This window comes from Flagellimonas iocasae (genome assembly GCF_042682725.1).
GTDB classification, from domain to species: Bacteria; Bacteroidota; Bacteroidia; order Flavobacteriales; family Flavobacteriaceae; genus Flagellimonas; species Flagellimonas iocasae.
This window is the reverse complement of sequence record NZ_JBHUHU010000005.1, coordinates 396,334-417,627: the sequence shown is the minus strand read 5'-3', so window position 1 is coordinate 417,627 and position 21,294 is coordinate 396,334. Positions and strand designations below refer to the sequence as shown.

The 21,294-nt window shown below is 43.1% G+C and carries 17 protein-coding genes; 14 read left to right on the top strand and 3 right to left on the bottom strand.

Annotated features, from left to right (window positions below):
* Positions 1-2: 2 nt before the first annotated feature.
* From ACFSJE_RS15925 to ACFSJE_RS15910, 4 genes are read left to right on the top strand one after another with little or no spacing between them, the layout of a single operon-like run.
* Entirely contained in the window at positions 3-995 is a 993-nt protein-coding gene (locus ACFSJE_RS15925; RefSeq protein WP_067034075.1) for a nucleoside hydrolase, read from the top strand.
* A gap of 47 nt (positions 996-1,042) precedes the next feature.
* A complete protein-coding gene (locus tag ACFSJE_RS15920; protein ID WP_067034078.1) occupies positions 1,043-1,621 on the top strand; it encodes a gluconate 2-dehydrogenase subunit 3 family protein in 579 nt (192 codons plus the stop codon).
* 29 nt (positions 1,622-1,650) lie between these two features.
* Entirely contained in the window at positions 1,651-3,798 is a 2,148-nt protein-coding gene (locus ACFSJE_RS15915) for an outer membrane protein assembly factor BamB family protein (RefSeq protein ID WP_379831858.1), read from the top strand.
* A gap of 23 nt (positions 3,799-3,821) precedes the next feature.
* Positions 3,822-5,957 carry an outer membrane protein assembly factor BamB family protein gene (locus ACFSJE_RS15910; RefSeq protein WP_379831857.1) on the top strand — a complete coding sequence of 712 codons (2,136 nt, stop codon included), beginning with the start codon at positions 3,822-3,824 and terminating at the stop codon, positions 5,955-5,957.
* Positions 5,958-5,991: 34 nt separating this feature from the next.
* Here the strand turns inward: ACFSJE_RS15910 and ACFSJE_RS15905 are convergent, their stop codons facing one another.
* The gene (locus ACFSJE_RS15905; protein ID WP_379831856.1) at positions 5,992-6,897 is read right to left on the bottom strand and encodes an AraC family transcriptional regulator; all 906 of its coding nucleotides are present in this window, start codon (positions 6,895-6,897) and stop codon (positions 5,992-5,994) included.
* Between the two features lie 96 nt (positions 6,898-6,993).
* Here ACFSJE_RS15905 and ACFSJE_RS15900 point away from each other — a divergent pair, with 96 nt between their 5' ends.
* The 10 genes from ACFSJE_RS15900 to ACFSJE_RS15855 all read left to right on the top strand — a co-directional run bounded on the left by ACFSJE_RS15900 (position 6,994) and on the right by ACFSJE_RS15855 (position 18,207).
* Positions 6,994-7,833 carry a phytanoyl-CoA dioxygenase family protein gene (locus tag ACFSJE_RS15900; protein ID WP_379831855.1) on the top strand — a complete coding sequence of 280 codons (840 nt, stop codon included), beginning with the start codon at positions 6,994-6,996 and terminating at the stop codon, positions 7,831-7,833.
* Between the two features lie 26 nt (positions 7,834-7,859).
* Positions 7,860-8,681 (top strand): sugar phosphate isomerase/epimerase family protein, encoded by an 822-nt coding sequence (locus ACFSJE_RS15895; protein WP_067034094.1) that lies wholly within the window; start codon positions 7,860-7,862, stop codon positions 8,679-8,681.
* Positions 8,682-8,701: 20 nt separating this feature from the next.
* Complete coding sequence (locus ACFSJE_RS15890) at positions 8,702-9,829, top strand: Gfo/Idh/MocA family protein (protein ID WP_067034097.1); 1,128 nt, start codon at positions 8,702-8,704, stop codon at positions 9,827-9,829.
* Positions 9,826-10,851 (top strand): aldo/keto reductase, encoded by a 1,026-nt coding sequence (locus ACFSJE_RS15885; protein ID WP_218058527.1) that lies wholly within the window; start codon positions 9,826-9,828, stop codon positions 10,849-10,851. The genes ACFSJE_RS15890 and ACFSJE_RS15885 overlap by 4 nt, the downstream gene beginning before the upstream one ends.
* Positions 10,838-11,719, top strand: a complete 882-nt coding sequence (locus ACFSJE_RS15880; RefSeq protein WP_379831854.1) for a creatininase family protein — start codon at positions 10,838-10,840, stop codon at positions 11,717-11,719. Before ACFSJE_RS15885 ends, ACFSJE_RS15880 begins: the two co-directional genes overlap by 14 nt.
* A gap of 37 nt (positions 11,720-11,756) precedes the next feature.
* Positions 11,757-12,695: a ribokinase gene (rbsK, locus tag ACFSJE_RS15875; RefSeq protein ID WP_379831853.1), complete on the top strand. Its 939-nt coding sequence runs from the start codon at positions 11,757-11,759 to the stop codon at positions 12,693-12,695.
* A 63-nt stretch (positions 12,696-12,758) separates the two neighbouring features.
* Positions 12,759-13,763 (top strand): GRP family sugar transporter, encoded by a 1,005-nt coding sequence (locus tag ACFSJE_RS15870; protein ID WP_379831852.1) that lies wholly within the window; start codon positions 12,759-12,761, stop codon positions 13,761-13,763.
* A 421-nt stretch (positions 13,764-14,184) separates the two neighbouring features.
* Positions 14,185-15,672, top strand: coding sequence for a xylulokinase (locus ACFSJE_RS15865; protein WP_379831851.1), 1,488 nt, complete (start codon positions 14,185-14,187; stop codon positions 15,670-15,672).
* A complete protein-coding gene (gene xylA, locus ACFSJE_RS15860) occupies positions 15,672-16,997 on the top strand; it encodes a xylose isomerase (RefSeq protein ID WP_379831850.1) in 1,326 nt (441 codons plus the stop codon). Before ACFSJE_RS15865 ends, xylA begins: the two co-directional genes overlap by 1 nt.
* 169 nt (positions 16,998-17,166) lie before the next feature.
* Positions 17,167-18,207, top strand: a complete 1,041-nt coding sequence (locus ACFSJE_RS15855; RefSeq protein ID WP_379831849.1) for a LacI family DNA-binding transcriptional regulator — start codon at positions 17,167-17,169, stop codon at positions 18,205-18,207.
* Between the two features lie 739 nt (positions 18,208-18,946).
* On the opposite strand, the gene ACFSJE_RS15850 is transcribed toward ACFSJE_RS15855, so the two are convergent.
* Both ACFSJE_RS15850 and ACFSJE_RS15845 read right to left on the bottom strand, forming a co-directional pair.
* The gene (locus ACFSJE_RS15850; RefSeq protein WP_379831847.1) at positions 18,947-19,366 is read right to left on the bottom strand and encodes a response regulator; all 420 of its coding nucleotides are present in this window, start codon (positions 19,364-19,366) and stop codon (positions 18,947-18,949) included.
* Position 19,367: 1 nt separating this feature from the next.
* On the bottom strand, positions 19,368-21,179 hold the full coding sequence (locus ACFSJE_RS15845) for a PAS domain S-box protein (RefSeq protein WP_379831846.1): 1,812 nt from the start codon (positions 21,177-21,179) through the stop codon (positions 19,368-19,370).
* Between the last annotated feature and the right edge of the window lie 115 nt (positions 21,180-21,294).

Here is a 21,294-nt window from a genome sequence, read left to right as displayed (position 1 = left end):
CTATGAAGTTACGGATCATTGTTTTTATCACTGTTTGCATTGCGTCCATGTTTTGGGTACATGCCCAGAGCAAGGCTGTTCCGGTTATTTTTGATACCGACATGGGCCCTGATTATGATGATGTAGGGGCTATTGCGATGTTACATGCATTTGCCGATAATGGGGAAGCAGAAATTCTGGCCACTATGGCCAGCACAAAATATGAAGGGGTGGCCTCAGTATTGGATGTCTTAAACACCTATTTTCAAAAACCGGACATTCCGATAGGAGTTCCAAAGGGTAATGCCTTATTGTTAAAGGATTTCCAGCATTGGACCGATACATTGATAGCCAAATACCCCCACTCGCTAAAGAGCAATAAAGAGGCTCCAGATGTGGTACGACTGTATCGGAAGATTCTCTCGCGTCAACCCGATACCAGTGTTACCTTGATAACCGTGGGTTTTTTGACCAATATTGCAGCTGTTTTGAGATCACTTCCTGATGATATATCCCCCATGACGGGCGAAGAGTTGCTTCACCGAAAAGTGAAGCGGATGGTCAGTATGGCGGGAAAGTTCCCAAAAGGTTTGGAATTTAATATTGAAGAAGACTCGAATTCGGCAATTTTTGCCTTTAACCGATTGAAGGTTCCAATTGTTTTCAGCGGGTTTGAAATTGGCGACAAGATTTTGACTGGTCTGCCCTTGGTGAATGACAAAAAGGTGCAACATAGCCCAATCAAGGATGTTTATAGCATAAGCATTCCTAAAGCCGAAAGTGATAGGAACGGAAGAATGAGTTGGGACCAAACTGCGGTATTGGTTGCTGTCAAAGGCTATTCCCCCTTTTTTAAAGTGAAGTCCGGAACCATTGTGGTCAATAAAGATGGAAGCAATGTTTGGGATGATGGAGGTAGCGGACACCACCATCTTATAACTATTCGGCCCCATGAGGAAGTTCGTACTTACATCGATAGTTTGATGAGGCATCAACCACGAATATTCAAAAATTAAATTATCTGTCCTTTTGATACATTCACTCAATTAAACAATTCAAGATTATGGAGAGGCGCGAAGCTCTAAAACATGTGGCGTTCCTTATGGGTGGGACTATTGTAACATCCACCGCATTTTTGTCAGCTTGTAAAGAGGGAAAAAAGGGAAAAGCCATCGGGGAGGAACATTTTTCAAAATCGGATTTGGGTTTGATTGCTGAGATTTGTGAAACTATAATTCCCACAACAGATACCCCGGGAGCCAAGGAGGCCGGGGTCCCTTTCTTTGTGGCAACCATGATTGTGGATTGTTACGACAAGGAGGTTTTGGATAACTTCAAAAAGGGTCTTGGTACAATGGCCAGATCATTCAAAAAGGAATATGGCCAATCCTATCAAGACAGCAGTTTAGAGGAAAGAACCAGCTTTTTAAATAAACAAGAAGATGATATGGAGGCGTATTATCGCACAAAATCAGATGCTGATCCAGAGCATTATTATAGGGTCTTTAAAGAATTGGTGCTCCTAGGATTTATCACTTCAGAGATTGGATGTACCATGGCCTTGGAGTATGTTCCCGTACCAGGCCGTTATGAGGGCTGTATACGGTATGATCGGGTAAATAAGGCCTGGGCACCGAACTAAGTATGAATACATATATAAAGATATACTATATGAATCACTTTCAAATTGCCCTAAGAGCAATTATTTTTTTTGTAATCACTGCCTTATTTCATGGGTGCCAGGAATCAAAGGTTAAAGTAGACAGCGGGTGGGGTGAATATCTTGGCGGTCCAGAAAGGAACCAATATTCGCACCATGACCAAATAGATTCCTCAAATGTAGGGGAGTTGCAAATCGCTTGGCAATACCATACTGGGGAAATGGGTCAGATCCAATGTAATGCAATAATGGTCGACAGTACCCTATATGGGATGACCGCAACAACACAGCCCTTTGCGATAAATGCGGCCACTGGAGAAGAGTATTGGAGTAAGCGAGCAACAAATGATAACGAGCTGAGCACCTCACGAGGACTGGTATATTGGGAGGAAGGGGAAGATAAACGGATATTGTATACCAGCGGGGAATGGTTATATGCGGTGACGGCCGAAGCAGGTCAGCCCATCCCTTCTTTTGGTGAAGGTGGAAGAATCAGTCTAAAGGCAGGGCTCGGTGATACCGCTAAAAACAAAATGGTAATTTCCAATACTCCCGGAACAGTTTATGAGAACCTTATCATTATGCCCCTACGGTTGTCTGAAGGGACCGATGCTGCCTTGGGCCATATACAGGCTTTTGATATACGAACGGGAAAAGTGGCCTGGACCTTCCATACTATCCCTGGACCAGGTGAATTTGGATATGAGACTTGGCCAGAGGACGCCCATAAGAACACTGTGGTCGGAGGGGCCAATAATTGGGCCGGTATGGCAATCGATCGTAAAAGGGGGATTGTTTATGTCCCGACCGGATCTGCTGCCCATGACTTTTATGGGGGGAACCGTAAAGGCGCCAATCTTTTTGCAAACAGTCTATTGGCCCTAAATGCCCAGACCGGAGAACGGATATGGCATTATCAAATGGTACACCATGATATTTTGGACCGGGACCCACCCGCTCCGCCAAATTTGTTGACCGTGACCATAGAAGGTAGGAGAATCGATGCGGTAGCACAGGTGACCAAGCAAGGATATGTTTTTTTATTCAATCGGGAAACGGGAGAGCCCTTGTTTCCAATCGAAGAAAGACCTGTTCCTGCATCCACCGTTACCGGTGAAACAGCTTGGCCTACCCAGCCATTTCCGACAAAACCTGAACCCTACGCCAAACAAACTTTTGAAGAATCCGATATCAGCCCTTTGGCAGAGAACAGGGAGGAATTGATCAAAATCTTTCGTGCAAGCAGATCTGAAGGACCATTCACACCCCTTAGTGAAAACGGGACCATTATTTATCCAGGCTTGGATGGCGGGGCTGAATGGGGCGGTGCCGCTGTAGATCCGGAAGGTATTCTGTATCTCAATAGTAGTGAAATGCCATGGCATATTGCATTGGAGGCCGCTGCCACGGAGGATGAGCTTAATGAACTTGGTACAGGTGAGCGGTTATATACCCTAAATTGTGTGGCTTGTCATGGTGCTGATCGAGAGGGAAACCCACAAAGTGGCTTTCCCTCCCTTGAGGAAATTGGAAACCGAAGGGATCCAAAGTTCATCAATACAGTGATTCAAAAGGGAAAGGGAATGATGCCCGCATTCAATAAGTTTTCCGAAAATGAACTGAAGGCCCTGATGGCATTTTTGCTGGAACAGGACCAGCCAGAATTGGACATCAAGGAACCTGGTTTGGGAAAAGGGTCCAATGGCAAACCAAAAATACCGTATGAAATCTCTGGCTACACCAAATTTTTGGACAAGAACGGTTATCCTGCTGTTCGCCCACCATGGGGAACACTGAATGCCATTGACTTAAATACCGGGGAATACGTTTGGAAAGTTCCCTTTGGGGAATTTCCGGAACTGACGGCCAAAGGCATTCCGATAACTGGATCCGAAAGCTATGGAGGTCCCTTGGTAACGGGCAGTGGGTTATTGTTCATTGGTGGAACCAAGGACGGTAAGTTCAGGGCCTATAATAAATATAGTGGTAAATTGTTATGGGAAACCCAGCTCCCTGCCGCCGCTTTCGCAACACCTTCTACCTACATGCTCAATGGGAGGCAGTATATTGTGATAGCCTGCGGAGGAACCAAGTTGGGGGCAGAAAAAGGGGACAGTTATGTTGCCTTTGCCTTGCCCGATGATTTGAAAGTTAAATAAAACCCTAGAAATAAGGAGTTTCAATGAGATTACAGAGTGTTTTTTTAGCTGCAGTATTCATATTAGCATTATTGTTCTCAGGCTGCAGCGAGGATGGGAGTGCGCCGTTGTCCAAGAACAACGATTGGGGCGAATATTTGGGAGGGCCAGATCGGAACCATTATTCAACCCTAGAACAGATTGACACCTCAAATGTACATCAAATGAAGGTAGCTTGGGAATACCATACGGGTAGTCCAGGTCAAATCCAATGCAACCCTATTGTAGTGGATGGAACCTTGTATGGGATGACGGCCACCACCCAGCCTTTTGCGATTAATGCTGCAACTGGGCAGGAGTATTGGAGGAAGAAAAGCGAAGGAATCGATAAGTTCAGTACCAGTCGTGGTCTGGTTTATTGGGCTGATGGAAAGGATAAGCGTATTCTTTATACCAATGGCGAGTGGCTCTACGCCGTTGACGCAAAGACAGGCCAGGCCATTTCTTCCTTTGGAATGGATGGGCGAACAAGTTTAAAAAAAGGCCTTGGCGAAACCGCTCAAAAAAAAATGGTGATTTCCAATACCCCGGGTACAGTATACAAAAATTTGATCATCATGCCGCTTAGGGTATCGGAAGGGGCTGATGCCGCTTTGGGACATATCCAGGCGTTTAATATTAAAACCGGGGAATTGGAATGGGTCTTTCATACCATACCCGAACCAGGGGAATTTGGGCACGATACTTGGCCCAATGAAAGCTACCGGAACACCGAAGTGGGCGGGGCCAATAATTGGGCCGGTATGGCCATTGACAGGGGAAAGGGGATTTTATATGCACCTACTGGATCGGCAGCCTATGATTTTTATGGTGCCAAAAGAAAGGGAAGCAATTTGTTCGCCAATACTTTATTGGCCCTTGATGCCTCCACAGGTAAGCGAATTTGGCATTATCAATTGGTCCACCATGATATTTTGGACCGGGATCCGCCCGCGCCCCCGAACCTGGTAACGGTAACCCATGACGGGCATACAATAGAAGCCGTGGCACAGGTCACCAAACAAGGATTTGTATTTGTATTTGATAGAGAAACAGGGGAGCCTTTGTTTCCCATTGAAGAAAGGCCAGTTCCTGTATCGGATATTCCAGGTGAACATAGCTGGCCCACCCAGCCTTTCCCTACCAAACCGGCACCCTTTGCCAGACAGGGTCTCACGGAAGCGGATCTTAGTCCGTATGCAGAGAACAAAGAGGAGATTTTAGAAACCCTGAGAAAAAATCGCAAGGAGGGTCCTTTTACCCCTCTGAGCACCGGGGGTACCTTGGTCTTCCCAGGTTTGGATGGTGGTGCTGAATGGGGAGGTGCCGCAGTCGATCCGGAAGGAATTCTATATGTCAACAGCAATGAAATGGCTTGGCAGTTGGGGCTAGGTCCAACTGCGTCGAAAGAAGTATTGGAAAACCTTTCCGAAGGCGAACGTCTGTACAAGCTCAACTGTGCCACCTGTCATGGGGACGAACTTCATGGAAACCCTGAAAGTGGCTTCCCGGCATTGACAGATATCGCAACAAAATTGAAGCGTCAAGAGGTTGAAGCGATTGTTGCAAATGGCAAGGGGATGATGCCCGGTTTCTCTAAATTTTCAGATAGGGAGAAAGAGGCTTTGATCGCCTTTCTCCTTAAGCTTGAAAAAGAACCTAAGGTGGCGTTAAAGGAACCAGGGTTGAAACGGAGTTCTGGAACAGAACCGTCCATTTCCTATGAGATAAACAGTTTTGGCAAGTTTTTGGACAGTAATGGTTACCCCGCCATTAAACCGCCTTGGGGCACATTGAACGCCATTGACCTCAATACAGGCGACTACCTATGGAAAATACCTTATGGGGAATATCCCGAACTTTCGGGCAAAGTCCCTGGAACGACAGGAGCAGAAAGTTATGGTGGCCCTGTTGTTACAGCTAGTGGCTTGTTGTTCATTGCTGGCACAAAAGATAGTAAGATAAGGGCATTTAAAAAGACCGATGGAAAACTGTTATGGGAAGCCAAACTGCCGGCTCCTGCTTTTGCCACCCCAAGCACCTATATGGTAGATGGAAGGCAATATGTGGTAGTGGCCTGTGGAGGTACCAAACTGGATGCTATCGAAGGGGATAGCTATGTGGCCTTCGCCCTTCCTTGAACAATCTTGAAAATAGGCATTCTTGAATCTTGAATCAGTTCTCTGAGAAATATGCTTTTGGGGAAATACCAAAGTTTTGTTTGAAAATTTTGTAAAATTGGGAATAGCTCCCAAAACCCACTTGGTAACACGCCTCACTTATACTGTAACTGGGATTTTTGCTCATACAGTCCACAAATTTCTCCATTTTTAATTTGTTCTTATAATCAACAAGGCTGGAACCGATTTGCTCATTGAACAACCTACTGAGGCGGGACACGCTCACCCCGCATTCATAAGATAACTCACTAAGGCCAAAGTCTTTTTCAGGGAAGCGCTGTAAAAGATTTAGTGCCTTTTCAATGGATGGGTTCAACATTTCCTTGTTTTCATCATTGCCCTCGGTAAGATAAAGGTGCCAGCATACAGTCATAAGGTACAATAGACCGGCATTTAACAATATAGGGTCCGAATGAAGATACTCCGAATTATTTTTAAAGCCAAAGGCCCGGCCGGAATAGTAATAGGCAGGTGAAAGAACCTTTTTGTCATTCAAACTACATAAGGATGCACATACTTTTTCCAATTTCTCCATGGATGGTAACGAAATCCTCCGGCAAAAAGACCCTATTGGATTTTTTTCGGAAAGTGCTTTGTATTTTTCATCCAATAAGATGGTCTTTTTAAGAATCTCCTCCTTAAAAACAATTACATACATTTTAAACTTGGAATCGGTTTTGATAAGTTGATGTTCCTGTCCAGGAAAAAGCCAAACCAAATTGCCACGTGCCAATCGGTATCGCTGATCGGAAAGCAGATATTCAGCGGAGCCCCTGATGACAATATTAAGTTCAAGTTCCTTATGGTGATGGGGACCGTTCATCACGGTTCTATGATTTTTAGAATCATATAAAAAAACAAAGCCATGGTGGTCCTTTTTTATATTAAGCTCTTCCTTCATCCTCACAAATTTTAATCACTATTATACTTAAAATGAAAAGTAGTTTCCTTTAAAACCTCATAAATTTCGCATAATTTAATTCAATTATTCTCAATAATGAAAGTAAATTCTAAAGAAAAAGAAAAATTCAATGAAAATGGTTTTATAATTGTACGTAAACTTTTTTCAAACAAAGAGATCACCAAATTAATTGAAAAAGCCCGCAATGACCAACAATTGGACAAGGCCTCGACTTCTATGGATGATGGTAAGGGCAATGCTGTGCGATTGTCTCTTTGGAACCATCCTGGTGATGGGATTTACGGTATGTTCGCCAGGTGCAACAAGCTTGTGGACCGTGTTGAGGAGCTACTGAATGGTGAAGTGTACCACTACCATTCCAAAATGGTCTTTAAAGATGCGAAGGTCGGAGGTGCATGGGCATGGCATCAGGACTATGGGTATTGGTACCAAAACGGCCTATTGTTCCCAGAACTTTGTAGCGTCATGATCGCAGTTGACCGAGCCACTAAGGAAAATGGTTGTCTTCAGGTAATTAGGGGGTCCCATAAAATGGGCCGTGTAAACCATATTCTAAGTGGAGACCAGGCTGGGGCGGATATGGAAAGGGTAAACGAGGTCCTAAAAGTAAGGGAAAAGGTTTATTGCGAAATGGAGCCTGGAGATGCACTTTTTTTTCATTCGAACCTCCTGCATGCATCGGATGCCAATAAGTCTGAGCATCCACGTTGGTCCATGATCTGTTGTTACAACAAAGCATCCAATAATCCCTTCAAGGATTCACACCACCCTTTCTATACAAAATTACATAAGGTAAGGGATGAGATGATACTCAAGGTGACGGTTGATGCGGATTGCAATTCAGGGATTGAGTATGCCAATCTTGGCAAGGATGACAAGAGTGCCAAGGACCTCGGAAAATCAATTGGGGAATAAAATTATCATAATAAAAATGTCATATCATGAAACTTGGAATTATTAACAGTGCTTTTGAACAGGCCGGGGTCGATACCAAGACTGGTCTGGAGCACATCGCAAGAATAGGCTTTGATACAGTGGATATTTTTCCAGAGCCAATGACTATTGATCAAAAGGAGATTGATCTTATCACGAATATTTGTGGAAAAAACAATTTACCCATTACCTCTGTCGTAATTGTCGCTTTCGGACTGGTCGACTTTAATGAACCCGTACGAAAATTTCATGTGGAGAGAGTGAAAAGGGCAGTGGACCTGACCCATAAATTTGCCGCTCGAAATGTTCTTTTGGTACTTGGCGAGTATGTATGGCAAAAAGAAGTGATACAGCCCGAGCAACAATGGAATTGGGCTGTCGAACATGTGAGGGAGATCGGTGAGTATGCGGGAAAATTTGGAGTGGAGATAGCCTTGGAGCTCGAACCTTTTCGTTTGAGTCTTCTCAATAGCATACCTAGTATGGTTCAGTTCATAGATGACTGCAAACTTCCCAACATCAAAGCCAATATTGATATCAGCCATTTGGTATTAGCGGATACGGGGCCGTCCGAGTTGTCTCTGCTCATGGGCAAGGCCGCTCACGTCCATATCAGTGATTGTGATGGAAAAGTGCATGGTGACTTGCCGCCGGGAAGGGGTGTGGTCAAATTTGCACCCTATTTGCAAGCAATAAAAGAATTGGGTTTTGACGGTTCTGTTTCATTGGAACTCGAATATTCACCCGACCCATCAAAAATAGTGGAATGGGTAGAAGAAGCTTACCGTTCTACAGACAAACTAATGCAACAGGTTGGATTAAGATATTAAAAGTAAACAACACATTCAAAATGGGTTCTAAAAGTGATGGGTATGGTTTAAGTGATAAAAAAGGGAGCGGGAAAATTGAGGTCCCCAAAATAAATTTTCTGCCCCAAAAGCCTAGGTCGTACAACCCAAAAATCGGATTGATCGGCGCTGGGGGAATTAGCGATTATCATTTAAAAAATTACAAGTTGATGGGGCTGGATGTGGTTGCCATTGCCAATAGGACCCTCTCAAAGGCAGTAGCCCTTAGGGATAAATATTACCCTAAAGCCAAGGTTTATGATGATTATCAAGAATTATTGAACCTTGATCATATCGAGGTGGTCGATATTACCCCCCACCCTGAAGATAGACTTCCAATTATCAAGGAAGCATTGAGGTCAAACAAGCATGTATTGAGTCAAAAGCCCTTTGTGCTTGATCTAGATGAAGGTAGGGGACTGGTGCAGATGGCCAAGGAAAGGGGCTTAAAGTTAGCTGTCAACCAAAATGGAAGATGGGCTCCCCATTTTAGCTATATGAGGGAAGCCATCAAAACAGGAATTATTGGAAGGCCGGTTTCCGTCGATTTTTCCCTCCAATGGGACCAAACCTGGATTGAGAATTTACCTGCATTCGAAGACCTTTACCATATGGTACTTTTCGATTTTGCCATCCATTGGTTCGATATTGCAGTGTGCTTTATGCAAGGTCAAGATCCCAAGAGCATTTATGCTTCCGCAATAAAATATGATGGTCAAAAATATAGTCCACCGGCCTTGGCATCCTGTATCATCAATTACGATCAGGCCCAAGTACGAATGGCATTCAACGCCCATACACTGCTGGGCGAAGAAGATGTAACCACCATTGTCGGTACAAAGGGCACGCTCAGAAGTCGTGGACCTGGACTGAATGACCAACCAACAATGGAAATCTTTACAGAAAAAGGAATGGCAAGAGTGCCACTTGAAGGTTGCTGGTTCAAAAATGGATTTCAGGGAACAATGGGGGAATTGCTGCTTTCCATTGAGGAGGATAGAGCTCCGTCCAATAGTGCTGAGAACAATTTGAAAAGCCTGGAATTGTGCTTTGCAGCGATAGAAAGTGCCAATCATAACAGGGTTGCCATTCCGGGGCAAGTCATGAAATATGAACCAAATCGGTCATGATCGTTAAATCAAAACAATTTATGGGTGGGGAAAGGACCAACTTTGCCAATTCGGACATAGAAGTATCCAAACTCTGCTTTGGCGCTTGGGGTTTATCCGGAATCTTTGGGCAGAGTTCAGAAAAGGAATTAATAAGGGCAGTGATCAATTGCCTTGAAAAAGGTGTGAATTTTATTGATACTGCACGGGATTATGGAGAATCAGAACGTATAGTTGGCAAGGCACTGCGGGAATTTAAGGGGGAGGAACCTTTCCTTGCCACCAAAATCCAATCGAAAGGGCCGGGCATGGTTCGCTGGGGCATGCCACGTGATGTCGAAGAAGTTTACCCAAAAGGTTGGATAACCAAGAGCTTGGATAAGAGTTTGCGGGAGCTTGGGGTGGAAAGGGTCAATCTTGTCCAACTTCATCTTTATTGGAGTAATTGGGGATTGGAAGGATATTGGATGGATGAACTTCAAGGGCTCAAGGAAAAGGGAAAGATAGATTTTTTGGGTATCTCTCTTCCTGACCACAGACATGAAAACGCATTGGTAATAGCCAATAGCGGATTGATTGACTCCATTCAAACCATAGTAAATGTTTTTGACCCACTTGCTTTTGACAGTTTAATTCCACTCTGTCAAAAGAAGAATATAGCCGTATTGGCGCGATGTGTGTTGGATCAGGGAGGTCTTAGTGGATTTTTGACACAATCAACAAAATTTGAAGAGGGTGATTTAAGAAAAACTCTTTTTTCAGAAAGAATAAGGGAGGAATATATAGCGCGAGTGGATGCGTTGAAGCAATATATTCCATTGCACGCTTCAAGCTTAACATCCCTTGCCATCAAATTTGTTCTTGCACATCCAGGGGTAACATCTGCACTTATATCGATGCACATTGAAAAATTTGCCAATGAGAATATTGCGGTACTTGATGAACCCCCCTTGCCAGATTCTGTGTTTCAAGAAATTAGGACACATCACAGATGGTACAAAAATTTGTTTAACGAGGTATACTGGTCGGATGGCATCTATTGAGAATGGCCCCAGTGCCAAATGGTCTGAACTGTTGCCCGATACGTTTCTGGAAAGACAACAAAAGTGTCCCATAGTATATCTACCTATGGGACTATGTGAACCCCATGGACATGTTTCCGCATTCGGATTGGATACCATTAAGGCGGAATTTATTTGTAATGCAGTTGCAAGGGAAGTTGGCGGGATTGTAGCGCCCACACAGGGATACCATATCCATGAGTCTGGCTATCATGCCCCTTGGTTGGAGGAGGTCCTGGGCAATGCCAATCCATATATGGCTTCTATTCCCCCGTTTATTTTGTTACATCTTTTCCTGTATCAGCTAAGGGCATTTTCAAATGCCGGCTTTAAAGGGGTCGTGGCAATAACCGGGCATGCGGGAGGTAACGAAATGGATTTGAGAATGGTCGCTACCAATTTTATGAGAATTAGTCCAATGAAGGTAGAGGTGAGGGCGGATCCTGAACTTGTTGTTGGGAGGTACAATGGTGATCATGCTGGAAAGTACGAAATATCCCAATTGATGTACATCCGACCTGATTTGATAAATATGTCCAAAATTTCAAGACAGTACGAGGATAAATTATTGGGAAGATTCGCCTTAGGGCATGATGCTCTTGAAGCATCACCGCAATTGGGTGAAAAAATTATGAATGCCTGCATCAAAAAAACGTGTGAAATAGCGACAAACCTGGAACAGTCAATCGATAGGGGCAGTGAAATAGACCACATAAATATTGAACAAACAGAATTAGTATGGAAAGACATCATGGCTGCAAAGAGCAAATGGGTCACCAATAAATTATTTGATGGGCAAAGTGGGGCCAGTATGGATTCCAAATGGAAAATCTATGAAGACCTAACCTAGACCTTTACCGTTGATATGTAATTTTAAGCTTGATTTTATGAGTAAAATAATAGTGATTGGAAGTTCAAATACCGATTTGATCGCTACAATGAAAAGGTTTCCTATGGCAGGGGAGACCCTCCAAGGCCGATCCTTTTTACAGGCCATGGGGGGTAAAGGGGGAAACCAGGCCATGTCAGCACATAAATTAGGAGGTGATGTACAGTTCATTTCTTGCCTTGGAACGGATGAAAATGGTCGGAATACCTTAACGTATTATACACGGGAACAGTTGGATGTTTCAAAGGTTCTTCTAGTAGAAAACGCAGCTTCGGGAACCGCTATGATATGGGTCGATGACAATGGGGAGAATAGCATCGTTATAAATCCTGGCGCAAATATGATGTTGTCCCCAGAATATGTTTGTGGGTTGGAAACGGAAATCGCAAATGCGGCCATGGTAGTTGTACAACTTGAAATCCCTTATGAAACTGTCCAAAAAATATGTGGGATTGCCGTTAAAAACAAAACTAAGATATTGCTCAATGCCGCACCTGCCGGAAAAATTGATAGGGAGACTTTAAAAAGGGTTGATTACCTGGTAGTAAATGAAACCGAGGCAGAGATTATTTCCGGAGTCAGTTTGGAAACATTCGGCCAAGAAGAGGTTCTGGATAAGTTATTGGCCATGGGGGCAAAAGCCGTAATTCTTACGTTGGGGGAAAAAGGGTGTCTTTTCAAAACGAGACAAACCATGTTGTATTCTCCCGCCTTTGTAGTTGATGCGAAGGACACTACTGCTGCCGGTGATGTTTTTTGTGGTGCATTGGCGGTTGAATTGTGCAGGGAAACCGATTGGGAAACAGCGTTGACCTTTGCCAGTGCTGCATCGGCTCTCTGTGTAACCCGCATCGGAGCGCAGCCCTCAATTCCAACTGAGGAGGAAGTAAGGGATTTTTTGAGAAAAAAAGGGAGGCCCAATGATCTTGTTCGATGAAAAGATGGGAACTGGCGTGTACCTTAAGGAAAAGAACAGTTTAAGCAACAATAAAAAAACAACATGTATATCGTAGACAATTATGCCTTGGCCATTATCTTTTGTGTGATTACCATGCTCTGTTGGGGTTCTTGGGGCAATACCCAGAAACTTTCGAGCAAAAAATGGGCTTTTCAACTATTTTACTGGGATTATTCATTGGGAATACTGCTGATTACGTTACTAATTGCACTTACTATGGGCTCTTTTGGTGATCAAGGAAGAAGTTTTCTTGTCGATTTGAGCCAAGCTGGGGGGAAATTTATCTTTTTTGCCCTGATCGGTGGCATTATATTCAATTTTGCCAATATACTCTTGGTCATAGCCATTGACATTTCTGGCATGGCAGTTGCTTTTCCCATAGGTATTGGCCTTGCTTTGGTGCTGGGAGTGATAACGAACTATATTTACAACCCTGCAGGCAACCCTGTGTTGCTTTTCTCAGGTGTTTTATTTGTGACCATTGCCATTGTTTTGGATGCAATGGCCTACAGGCAGATTCTCAAAAAGGACTCAAAGCGGGCAAAAAAAGGCATTTATATTTCCATTTTGGCCGGAATAGCCATGGGATTCTTTTATAAATATGTGGCACAATCCATGGCCTCTGATTTTATTTCACCGGAGAAGGGCAAACTTACCCCATACACTGCATTGGTGATTTTTTCGGTCGGTATTTTATTGTCAAATTTTGTGTTCAACTCATTAAATATGTACAGACCGATAACTGGCATACGGGCGACCTATGGGGATTATTTTAAGAAGGGGTCACCCAAATTGCATCTCATTGGCATTCTAGGGGGGTGCATCTGGGGCCTTGGAATGTCTTTCAGTATCATTGCTTCTGAACAAGCAGGCCCGGCAATTTCATATGGGCTGGGGCAAGGCGCAACCATGGTTGCAGCTTTTTGGGGGATTATTATTTGGAAAGAACTCAAAGATCTCCCCAAGTCACGTAACTGGTTGATATACCTTATGTTTTTGTTTTTCTTGACTGGGCTTGGTCTTATAATATATTCCAAGAACGGTTGATTGTCGTCTGATCCGATTTTTTGATGTTCTTGATGAAAAAAGAAGGGATTGAATGGAGGTGAAAAATGGTATGGGCCCCAATATTGATACTACGGAACTGTTGAGACAACCGGCGGAAACACCCATTGGCCAATCCATTAAATCAACCAGATGGATCAATTGCTGGGAGGTACAGTGTTGGTCGCTTGGAAAAGTGTTGGTTATATCAGTATTAACAAAGGAGGCATTGGGGGTCAATTTGAATACTCGAAATTGTGAATACCCTTTCGGGATTGTACAATAGTAGGAATAATTGCCGTAAATCATGAAAAGATGCCTGGCTAGTGGACTGCCTGGATCTAAGTATGGTAAACTAATTTTAAAAACTTAATCAGAAGGTTCATTTTTTACATTTAACCAACTGACAAACATTGCCAATCGAATGTATTATTTAGGTATTGATTTAGGAAGTTCATCCATAAAACTTGCCCTGGTCGAAAGAGAAACGGGAAAAAAAGTGATTGTGGTCCAAGAGCCAGAGGGCGAGATGCCAATGATGGCCCCCAGAAAGGGTTGGGCAGAGCAGCGACCCCAACTGTGGTGGGAACTTTTCTGTACCGGAACCAAAAAAATCATTGAAAAGCAGGGTGTTTCCCCATCAGAAATAATCGGATTGGGCATCGCATATCAAATGCATGGGCTCGTACTTATCGATAAAAATGGAGAGACATTGGGAAATTCGATCATATGGTGTGATAGCAGGGCCGTAGCCATTGGCGACGAAGCTTATGAAACTGTAGGGAGGGATACGTGTGAATCCAGATTGTTGAATTCCCCAGGTAATTTTACCGCATCAAAATTAGGTTGGGTAAAAAGAAACCAACCAAAGGTTTTTGGTCAGATCTATAAATTTCTGTTGCCCGGGGATTATATCGCTTTTCGATTGAGCGGAATCGCAAGCACTACAATCCCGGGTCTTTCTGAAGGCATTTTCTGGGATTTTCACAACAATTGTGTTTCTAGGGAAATCATGGATTTTTATGGAATCCCACATGATACGGTACCGGAGATAGTTGAAACTTTTGGGGTACAGGGAAAGGTCTCCGCCAAAGGGGCGGAGGAAAGTGGTCTTGTTGAGGGCATCCCCATTTTGTACCGAGCTGGCGACCAGCCCAACAATGCGCTGTCCCTCAATGTGTTTGAGCCCGGTGAGTTGGCTGCCTCAGGGGGGACATCTGGAGTGGTCTACGCCGTGGTGGACAATCTGTCGGCAAAAGAATGTTCAAGGATAAACAATTTTGCACATGTCAATTATAAAAAGGATCATCGGATAAGAATAGGGAAACTGTTGTGCATCAATGGAGCGGGAATTCAATATAGGTGGCTTTTGGACAACCTAAAAGTATCTTCTTATGAAGAAATGAACAGCTTGGCATCAGAGGTGGAGGTAGGTTCAGATGGCCTTTGTACACTTCCTTTTGGAAATGGTTGTGAGCGTATGTTGAACAACCGGGATCTGGGTACCAGAATTTTGAACCTTGACCTTAATAGACACACCAAAGGTCATCTTTGTAGGTCGGTCCTGGAGGGAATTGCTTTTTCCTTTGTTTATGGAATGGAAATTATGGGATCCGATGGAGTGCAACCTAAAGTATTGCGAGCAGGAAACGACAATCTTTTCAAGGCGGAGATATTTGCAGATACCATTGCGACCCTTATCCAAGGGAAAATCGAAATATACAATACTACAGGGGCGGTCGGTGCTGCTAGGGCATGTGCCATCCATGAAACAGGGTACGGGGACTTCACATCCATTATGGAAAACGACCTGGTAATGACCCACGAATACCAAACCGATCAAGGGGCATACCTTAAGGCCTTTGAAAAGTGGAAAAAAGAATTGGAACTAATTATAAAAGCAAAAAAATAATGGTGCATTTAGGCAACAAGGAGTATTTTAAGGGAATTGGGGAGATTAAGTTCGAAGGCAAGGAGTCAGACAATCCATTGGCATTTAAGTTCTATGACCCAGATAGGGTCGTAGCGGGTAAATCAATGAGGGAACATTTTAAGTTTGCCATGGCTTATTGGCATACACTGTGTGGAACGGGAGGTGATCCATTTGGTCCCGGGACCAAGCGGTTCCAATGGTCAACTTCCAGTGACCCGATAAAAGCAGCTGAGGATAAAGCAGATGCGGCCTTTGAATTTATTACCAAAATGGGTTTCGATTATTATTGCTTCCATGATTTTGATTTGGTGGACGAGGGAGATACATTGGCGGAATCCGAAAGAAGATTATCCATAATAGTGGATTATCTAAAAGAGAAGCAAAATTCATCAGGTGTAAAATTGCTTTGGGGAACTGCCAATTGTTTTTCCAACCCACGTTATATGAACGGAGCGGCTTCCAATCCCAATTTTGACGTTTTGGCCCATGCTGGTGCACAAGTAAAGTTGGCAATTGATGCCACCATTGCACTGGGAGGCGAAAATTATGTTTTTTGGGGAGGAAGGGAAGGATACATGTCCCTGTTGAATACCGATATGAAACTCGAACAGGATAACATTGGACGTTTTTTAAACATGGCTAGGGATTATGCAAGAAGTGAGGGGTTCGTCGGCAGCTTTTTAGTGGAGCCCAAACCCATGGAACCTACCAAGCACCAATATGATTTTGATGCGGCCACAAGCATTAATTCCATTAGGGACTATGGACTGGAGAATGATTTTAAACTGAACATAGAGGTGAACCATGCAACCTTGGCGCAGCACACCTTTCAACACGAATTGCAGGTGGCCGCCAATGCCGGAATGCTGGGAAGTATAGATGCCAATAGGGGAGATTATCAAAACGGATGGGACACCGACCAATTTCCAAACAATGCATTGGAGGTCACCGAAGCAATGTTGGTGTTTCTTAAATCAGGGGGCCTGCAGGGAGGAGGAATCAACTTTGATGCAAAAACCCGAAGAAACAGTACGGACATGGACGATATTTTCCATGCCCACATCGGAGGTGCAGATACTTTTGCCAGGGCATTATTGGCAGCCAGTGCAATATTGGAAGAATCCAATTACGAAGATTTGTTGAACAAAAGATATGCGTCCTATGATACTGGCAAAGGTGCTGAGTTCATTGATGGAAAGCTGGATTTCACCGATCTCTATCAATATGCCTTAAAACATGGAGAACCAGAACAACTCAGTGGTAAACAAGAACTGTTTGAAAATATTGTAAACCGTTTTGTATAAGTAATAAAGGAATGGTCTCAGAAGATAGGCCTATATCAATGTTTAGATTGCTCGATCATTTAAGTGGTCTTACTGAACTTTTATGGAAAACTTGGATATTGATTTCCGAATTTTCATTTGATTTTTAAAATAATTTGTGTTTTAAGAATGATATTTTGATACCAACCCAATGACAAAGTTGACCGTTAAAGCCATTGCTTCCCATTTTAATGTGTCCGTTTCAACGGTATCAAAGGCTATCCATGACAGTCATGAGATTAGTGATGAACTTAAAAGGAACATTAGGGAATATGCTAAATTGAACAATTATAAACCCAACAGGGTGGCCCTAAACCTTTTTAATAGGAATACAAAAACCATAGGTGTTGTTATTCCGAACATCTTAAACTATTTTTTTGTTCAAGTACTCTATGGTATTGAAAAAATAGCAGATCAAAGGGGATATAGTATTATTATTTGTAGTACAAACGAATCCATCGAAAAAGAAATAAAGGTTTTGGATTTTTTATCCTCTGGAACTGTGGATGGGGTTATAATTTCCACTGTGTTGGGTGAAACAGGTCTGACAAACAGCAATGAACATTTCAGCGCCTTATTGGATCGTCAAATCCCAATGGTCATGTTTGATAGGGTTATTGAATTTATAAAATGTGATAAGGTAATGGTGGATGATTTTGAAGCCGGTTATTTAGCTACAAAATACTTCTTGGATACAGGATGCAAGATAGTGGCAATAATAAACCCGCTAGGGAATTCTTACATCGGTAGATTAAGGATTGAGGGGTATAAAAAGGCATTATGTGAGAATGGGATAGGTCCAAATGACAAGTTGATCGTTACCATCAATTATCAGGACGACCTTGAACTGACAATTCATTCATTATTGGATTTCGATAAAATTGACGGAATTTTGATTTTTGATGAACTGACCCTGGTGAAGATAATGGACATTGTCCAGTCCAAAGGATATCAAATCCCCAAAGACATTTCTTTCATAGGTTTTACCAATGGGGAGTTATCCAAGTATGTGACTCCTTCCGCCACTACGATCAGCCAACATGGAAAGTTTATTGGGGAAAGTTCTGCAGATAAACTGATAGACCGGATTGAGGAAGAGTGCGATACCTGTAATTTTGAGACCAGAATCATTAAAACGAGCCTTATTGCAAGGGAATCCACCTTAAAACCGAAAGAGTATGGAAAAGCTTGATTTCAAAATTACTGGGTAATATGGGCTGTTTTATGCGATAGAGCTATCCCATGCCTGTTGGATTACCATTTATTTGCTTAATTGGGCGGGCCAATAGTTTTTTTAATAGATGAAGTAGGCCATATACAGTATGCTGAAACGTACATCGGTTCACACAAAGAGTGTAGCGTGTCCTATAAATGAACATGAATGGTGGTTTATATTACGGCAATCCATATTTTCCTGGGTTGGAAGGAGCAAACCATCTATAGGTGGTGCAAGATAGTCCCAAGGATATTGTAAGGTCGAGGTTTTCACTTCTCGGATTATGTGGAAATAAATGGCGTAAACTTATAGTGGTTGGCTGAAATGAGTACACGGGAAAACCTCTTCCTTCATGCTTTGCTGGTCAAGGCTTAACTTGAATAGGGGCAGGTAACGTCATTCAGGTCAAATCGAAGTGGCCGCAACTGGTTCAAAGGTGATTTTTCAAGTTGGTGGGATCTTCAAAGTCCATTTTCCATGGCGGAATTTCATAAGAGATCAACGGCATGGTTTTCTTCTTGTTTGTCCAGGGCTCTCCACACCTAAAAAGACCTTCGGGAAAGGGCACTTGGCACCGAAGTTGGGTTCTTGCCATTTTCGGGCCAAGGTCATGACCCTGTGCGTCCTTGTATAAGTCTAACAGCATCTGTTGTCGGGCGATAAAAGGATCATATTTAATATCACCTTGTTGTTCTCCTCCCTTCGCTTTGTCATTTTAAATGCCGCCATGTATAAACCCCAAGTCCCTCAAAACCTCGATCAACTGGTTTTCATTGATTGGTTTAATGATATAGTCACTGACGACCTCATATTGTTTCGCCCTTTCACGATCTGAAGGATTGATGGACGAACTGACCACATAGACAACAATTTTTTCCCTGTTCTTATTTGGAATTTTAATGAAATTATCCAAGAAGCCCCAACCGTCCATTATGGGCATGTTCAAATCCAGGAAGATGATCGATGGTAACTTCGCCCCGTCCACCACACGATCCAGAAGGGCGTCCATGGCCTCCTGTCCATTGTGATAGACCAAAATTTCCTTGGAGAGTTTTACTTTTTTCAACAGAACTTTCATTCCAAATTGGTGGATGGGATCATCATCGACAATAAATGCGGTGTCCAAATGTTTCATTTTATGGTACTTTTAAAAATGTGACCTCAAAGGTCGTTCCTGTATTTGGTTTACTGGCCACGGAAATTTTTCCCCCCATGGCCTCAATTTGATTTTTGGTGATAAAAAGCCCTATGCCCCTAGCGTCCTTGTTGCCATGGAAGGTCTTGTACATGCCGAACAGTTTGGTCCCGTATTTATCCAAATCGATGCCAAGACCATTGTCCTCCACAATTAAGACCACGGTATCTTCCTTTTCCCAAGCAGAAATATGAACCATGGAAACATCTTTTCCTGAATCCCTATATTTAATGGCATTGGTCACTAAATTTAATATGACGCTCTCCAGATAAGCGATAACTCCCTTGACCTGAAGTCCGACGGGGACATCAACATGGGTGAATACCACATTTTCTTGGATCAAGGCATGCGTGTCCAATAATACTTTTTCAACAACGTCCCGAAGGTTTACGGCCTTCAATTTTCGATCTGCTTCAAGTTTTACCTGTACGACCTCGTTTAAATGGGCAATGGTCTCATTTAAGCTTTGAGATGCCCTGCCCAACATTCCAAAGCTTTCATCTCGAATTTCCTCACCCAAGGTATCATCCATTAAAAAATCGCTTATCATGGTCAGGTTTGCCGCATGTGACCTTAGGTTATGGGAAACGATATGGGCAAAGTTCATTAGACTGTTGTTCTGATTGGTGGTCAGTTCCAATAGGCCCTTGAGTTTATTCTCTGTCTTGATCCTTGAGGAAATGTCCACGATTTGGGAAATAAAATGTGAAATTTCCCCTTCAATATTTCGGGAGGCCGTAACGGTGAGGATGACATGGACCAATTGTCCCCCCTTGTCAAAATAGCGTTTCTCGATTTGATAGGTTTCCCTCATGCCCTGGACCAGTTCATTTAAAAAGGAAAGATCGATTTCAAGATCTTCAGGGTGCGTGATATCCTGGAATGTCAAATTCAGGAGTTCGTCCTTCGAATAGCCGAGACTATGGCAAAGACTCGAATTGACATCCATGAATTTGCCGTCCTTGGCGACCAGTGCCATTCCGATGGATGAGTTCTTCAAAGTTCCCTTGAGCGATTCCTGACTCTTCAATAATTCCAACTCGGCCCTCTTCCGATGGTCTATGTCCTGAAAGGTCCCGATGATTCGGACACATTTCCCATTTACCATCTCAGGTTCTCCAATCGCCCTTACCCACAACGTATTTCCCTTTGCTGTGACAATTTGCAGTTCCGTATCCCACTTTTTGCCCGATTCCATTCCTCTTTTTACCAGTGTTGAAATGACTTCCCTGCTATGCCCCTCCTTGTAAAAGAAAATTCCACTGGCCAAATCGGGAATAAAATCATCGGAAACTTCATGGATTTCTCTCGTGATCGCTGACCAATAAATGGAATTCTTGACAAGATCGACCACCCAGCCGCCGATTCGTGCCACTTGTTGGGACTTGACCAACAACTCTTCCTCCAATCTTTTGTTCGAAACATCTTCCAAAATAACAAGTACGTCGGTGGTGGTTGTGTCCCCATCTTTTATTTGGCTTATTTTCCAATCATACCAAACCACATTTCCGTTTTCCAAGACCATTCTTTGGATATTGGATCTATGCTCTATCTTCCCAAGACAATGGTTGATGTCCACCTTAAATTTTTCGGGTAGATCCGGCATGTTATCATAAAAGTACCTGCCTCGAATTTCTGGGCCCAAGTCGAAGGCATCCAGCCACTGTTTTGAAAAATCAACAAAAGTTTTTCCTTGGTCTACAACGGCAAAGGGAATGGCTGCGTGATGAAGAATGGATGGATTGACCGGCATTGTTTTTTTTGGATTTAAATGTATTAAATCAAGTTCAATCCGACAATGCTGCCATTGAGGTTTGACCTCACTGGGTTAATCATGAATTCGATATGTAAATGACATATGCCCTTTT